This is a genomic window from Skermanella sp. (genome assembly GCF_059503625.1).
On the sequence record NZ_JCACHA010000725.1, the window covers coordinates 6,054 to 10,975 of the forward strand.

The following is a 4,922-nucleotide window of genomic DNA, read 5'->3' on the forward strand; positions in this document are numbered from 1 at the left end:
GATGTGCGTACCGCCAGCGTGTCGAAGTTGAAGGGGCGGACGATCATGGTCGCCGGCAGTTCCTTCATGACGTCCACGAAGACCAGCAGCCCCGCCGTCAGCAGGCTGCCCAGCATCAGCGGCGCGTGGACCTTCCGGAGCGTGCTCGACGCGGTCTGGCCCAGGATGCGGGATGCGTGGTCCATGTTCTGGCGAATCTTGCCCAGGCTGGCCTCGATCGTGTTGAACGACACCGCCAGGAAGCGGACCAGATAGGCGAAGACCAGCGCGCCGATGGTGCCGCTCATCAGCAGGCCGGTGGAGATGCCGAAATGCTCGACCATGAAGGCGTCCAGCGCGTTGTCGAACCGGGCGAACGGGATCAGCACGCCGATCGCGATCACCGACCCCGGCACCGCGTAGCCCATCGACGCCACCCGCGCCGCTCCCTTCAGCACCGGCGATGGGCGCAGCCGCAGGCCGTAGGCGATCACCAGCGCCAGCGCCACCGCCAGGGCCGCCGTCAGCGAGGCCAGCAAAACGCTGTTGGTGGCGAGACGCCAGAACATCTGGCCCAGCAGGGCGTCGCCGCCCTGCATCGCCAGCCGGACCAGCGCCGCGCCCGGCACGAAGAAGCCCAGTATCAACGGCAGCACGCAGGCGACCAGCGCCGCGGCGCCGCGCAGGCCGCGCAGGCGGTAGCTGGGCAGGGTCCGGTAGCGGCTGGTGGTGTGGTGGAACTTGGCGGCGCCGCGCGACCAGCGCTCGACCAGCAGAAGCGTCAGCACGAACAGCATCAGGACGGAGGCCAGCTGCGCCGCTGCGACCGGCTGGCCCATGGCGAACCATGTCCGGTAGATGCCGGTCGTGAAGGTATCGACCGCGAAATATTGCACCGTCCCGAAATCGGCCAGCACCTCCATCAGCACCAGCGCCAGCCCGGCGACGATAGCCGGCCGCGCCAGCGGCAGGGCCACGCCGAAGAAGCTGCGGTAGGGACCGCGTCCCAGCGTCCTGCTGACTTCCAGCACGCAGACGGACTGTTCCAGGAAGGCGGCGCGCGACAGCAGGTAGACGTAGGGGTATAGCACCAGCGTCAGCATGACGACGGCCCCGCCCAGCGACCGGATCTCCGGGAACCAGTAGTCGCGCCGCGTCCAGCCCATGACCTCGCGGAGCGTCGTCTGCACCGGCCCGACGAACTGGAGCAGGTCGGTGTAGACATAGGCCATCACATAGGCCGGCACCGCCATCGGCAGCAGCAGCGCCCATTCCAATACGCGGCTGCCGGGAAAGCGGCACATCGTCACCAGCCACGCGGTCCCGACCCCCAGCACCAGCGTTCCCATCCCGACGCCCAGCACCAGCTGCGCCGTATTGGCGAGGTAATAGGGCAGCACGGTGGAGGCGAGGTGCGACCACACGCCGTCCGTCGGGACCAGGACGCGGCTCAGCACCACGATTACCGGCATCGCCACGAGGCAGGCGATGGCAAGGGTGGCGATGGTCCAGCCGCTTGGCATCAGGCGATGACGGGCGCGGCCGGCGGCGGTGCTCAGGGACTGGAAGGTCAAGGCGTCGACTTTGCTGAAACGATTGGCACCGTACATAGCGAACGGGCATCGTCCCACAAGCTGCTAATCAGTCGCAATACCATGATTGCCGCACCCCGCCATGCCGGGGACGCAACCCGATCCGGGAAAGTGTTACTTGGTGCCGAACATCCGGTCGCCGGCATCGCCCAGGCCGGGGACGATATAGGCGTTCTCGTCCAGGTGGCTGTCCAGCGCCGCCGTATAGACCTTCACGTCCGGATGCGACTTCTGGAAGACGGCTACGCCCTCGGGCGCCGCCACCAGCGCCATGAAGCGGATGTTCTGGTCCTCGACCCCGTGCCGGTTCAGCACGTCGCAGGCATAGGCGGCGGAATTGCCGGTCGCCAGCATCGGATCGACCAGCACGAAGATGCGGCCTTCCGGTTCCGGCAGCTTGACCAGATACTCGACCGGCTGCTTGGTCTCGTGGTCGCGGTAGAGGCCGATATGCCCTTCGCGGGCCGACGGCACCAGTTCATGAAGGCCCTGCGCCATGCCCAGCCCCGCCCGCAGGATCGGGACGATGGCGAGCTTCTTACCCGCCAGTACCGGCGCGTCCATGGAGGCCAGCGGCGTTTCGATCCGCTCGGTCGTCATGGGGAAATCGCGCGTGATCTCGTAGCCCATCAGCAGCGCTATTTCCTTCAGCAGCGCCCGGAAGCCCATGGTGGAGCGGTTCCGGTCGCGCATATGGCTCAGCTTATGCTGGATCAGCGGGTGGTTCAGGATGAACAGGTTCGGAAAGTCGGGGTGGGTCTGCATGGGCGGGACTGTCCGAAGCCGTTGGGCCGAAGCCGTTGGAAGAAATCCGCGACACAATAGCGCGCCGGGGCTTGGTGAGGAAGTCAGTTGTTAACGCTTCCGGCCTGCCTGCAACGCCCCGATCCTGGCCCGAAGCCATCCCCCAGACAGCATTGAAGCCGGACCGCCTGTCGCGGGTCCGGCTTCAATCCATCGAACTGTCCACCATCGGGAGAGGGTTCAGGCGGCTGCCTGGATCTTCTCGATCTTGGAGGCGATGCGGCGCTTGATGCGGCGCGCTTCGAGGCTCAACTGCGCATCCTTGGCGTCGAGCAGGAAGGCATCGAGGCCGCCCTTGTGCTCGATCGAGCGGATGGCGTTGGTCGACAGGCGCAGACGGATCATTCCGCCCAGCGCGTCGCTCAGCAACGAAGTTTCCTGCAGGTTCGGGTGGAAGCGGCGGCGATTCTTGTTGTTGGCGTGGCTGACGTTGTTGCCAAACATCACGCCCTTGCCGGTCACGGCGCAACGTCGTGCCATCGGACAGGTCCTTAACTCTGTGAACACAAAAACCAAGGTCCGGACGGCACACCGCCCGGCGGAAGCGGGGTTATAGGCAGGTCGCCCGTCGAAGTCAAGGCGAGTCCGAAGCTGAAAATGCCGGGGCTGCTTTCTACAGGGCTTCATCCTTGGCCGGAAAGATCATCCCCCGGTACCGGGGGATTGCCGACACCCGCACGTTTTAGAATTTCCAATGCTTTCGGAATATCGGCACGTGCGGCACGCTCGGCAAAATAGCTCTCCGTGCGGAGCGCTGAAAGCTTCTCGGCAAGAGCGACGTTGATCAACTGATTTAATGCAACACCCTCGCTCTCGGCAACTTTACGTGCCTCATCAAGAAGGGATGGTTGGAGCCGTAGAGCGAAATTGCTTTTTCTCATGACTGACCCTCCAGAAACCTTACTGCTTCACCCGGCGTCAAAACCTTTATGCCGAAGCCTTCTGCCGAATTACGAAAGTCGCGCACGTTGAATGTTACGATAGCGTCGGCTTGGCCATTCACTGCCGCTTCCAGCACCATATCGTCATCAGGGTCCCGGACGGCAGGGCGCCATAAAAAGGCAAGACGAACCGGTTCCGCTACCGCTGCAACGGCATCAAGTACGGCATTCATATCTTTGACAGACAATCGCGCTGCATCAAGATGTCCTGGGCGGGTCATCACAGCCTCATACTCGATCATCAGCGGAACTGACGCCAGCAGTGTCAGACGCTGTTCAAGCCCTGCGATCAGCAGGCGGCGTGAAGCTCCAGCATCGCTGCGGACTGCCGCCACCATAGTTGCTGTGTCGAGGATAAATCTCATCTGTAGATATTAGATATCGCACGCGATATTGCAATGATCGGAAATGCCCATTTCATGAGCGCTCCCGCAGTAAGTCTGTTTCGTCTGATAACGGCCGGTTATGTCCGTACCAGCTTCGTCGTGTCCTTTGATGGGGAAGTCGCTCCCGGCTGCTGAAGATCGACCAACTCGACCATCGCCGCCGTGATGGGGAAGGGGAGGAAGTTGGCGGCGACGCGGGCGAAGCGGTCCGGGGCGTCGGTCGCCAGCAGCCGGATCGGGGCGGGGGCCGGACCGGGAACCGAACCGTTTCCGGCGGCGACTCCGGCGCGCTCCAGCATTCCGGCGACGACGTCGGCTGTCGTGACGGCGCTGTCCACCAGTTTCACGTCCGGACCGACGATGCCCTTGAGCACGGGGCTGAGCAGCGGGAAATGGGTGCAGCCGAGCACCAGCGTATCGGGACCGGCCCCCGATCCGCCGAACAGCGGCGCCAGATAGCGCTGAGCCGCCGCTTGCGCCACCGGGCCGTCGAGCCAGCCTTCTTCCGCCAGCGCCACGAAGACGGAGCATGCCTGGGTGACCACCTCGGCGTCGCTCCTGATACGGTGGATCGCGTGCTGGTAGGCGCCGGCCCGAGCCGTGCTTTCCGTCGCGATCACGGCGATCCGTCCGGAAACCGACGCGGCGCAGGCGGCCTCCGCGCCGGGCTCGATCACGCCCGTTACCTCGATATCGGGGTAGGCGTCGCGCAGGGCGTCCAGCGCGTGGGCCGATGCCGTGTTGCAGGCGACGACCAGCAGCTTGATGCCGCGTTCGACCAGCAGTCCCGCCGCCTGGACTGCGTAGCGGGCGATCGTCTCGGGGCTCTTGGTGCCGTAGGGCAGGCGGGCGGTGTCGCCGAGATACAGCAGCGATTCGGCGGGCAGGCGCTCGCGCAACGCACGCAGGACGGTCAGGCCGCCGACACCGCTGTCGAAGATGCCGATCGGCCGGTCATGAAAGCTCATGTGAGGGACGCTCATGAGGGAGGAGGATGCCGTCAGCCTGACCCAAGTTTGGTAAACGGCAAATTAATCAGAGTCCGCCGCTCGGGATTTCACGTGGAGGCAGGCATTACGGCAACAGCTTCAGCCCCATCTCCCAGAAGCCCGCTTCCAGCCGGCTCGCCGTGGTGAACGTCTTCGCCAGGTCGCCGAACCGCGCCACGCCGCCGCGCCGGGCGTACAGGCTGTCGAGCTGGGCGATCTCCGCCGCCGCGA

The 4,922-nt window shown here is 64.8% G+C and carries 6 protein-coding genes; all 6 read right to left on the reverse strand.

The genetic code is table 11. From position 1 onward, the window contains the following. On the reverse strand, positions 1 to 1,502 hold a 1,502-nt coding region (locus tag AC5JJ6_RS24520; RefSeq protein WP_496044577.1), incomplete at its 3' end, for an ABC transporter permease. Between the two features lie 183 nt (positions 1,503 to 1,685). Beyond that, complete coding sequence (gene upp / locus AC5JJ6_RS24525; RefSeq protein ID WP_496044573.1) at positions 1,686 to 2,336, reverse strand: uracil phosphoribosyltransferase; 651 nt, start codon at positions 2,334 to 2,336, stop codon at positions 1,686 to 1,688. 219 nt (positions 2,337 to 2,555) lie between these two features. Beyond that, positions 2,556 to 2,855 carry a 50S ribosomal protein L28 gene (rpmB, locus tag AC5JJ6_RS24530; protein ID WP_044432376.1) on the reverse strand — a complete coding sequence of 100 codons (300 nt, stop codon included), beginning with the start codon at positions 2,853 to 2,855 and terminating at the stop codon, positions 2,556 to 2,558. Positions 2,856 to 2,998: 143 nt separating this feature from the next. Further along, positions 2,999 to 3,256 (reverse strand): toxin-antitoxin system HicB family antitoxin, encoded by a 258-nt coding sequence (locus tag AC5JJ6_RS24535; RefSeq protein ID WP_496044574.1) that lies wholly within the window; start codon positions 3,254 to 3,256, stop codon positions 2,999 to 3,001. Then, positions 3,253 to 3,681: a putative toxin-antitoxin system toxin component, PIN family gene (locus AC5JJ6_RS24540; RefSeq protein WP_496044575.1), complete on the reverse strand. Its 429-nt coding sequence runs from the start codon at positions 3,679 to 3,681 to the stop codon at positions 3,253 to 3,255. Before AC5JJ6_RS24540 ends, AC5JJ6_RS24535 begins: the two co-directional genes overlap by 4 nt. 98 nt (positions 3,682 to 3,779) lie before the next feature. Then, positions 3,780 to 4,670, reverse strand: coding sequence for a glutamate racemase (murI, locus tag AC5JJ6_RS24545; protein WP_496044576.1), 891 nt, complete (start codon positions 4,668 to 4,670; stop codon positions 3,780 to 3,782). Positions 4,671 to 4,922 lie beyond the last annotated feature (252 nt).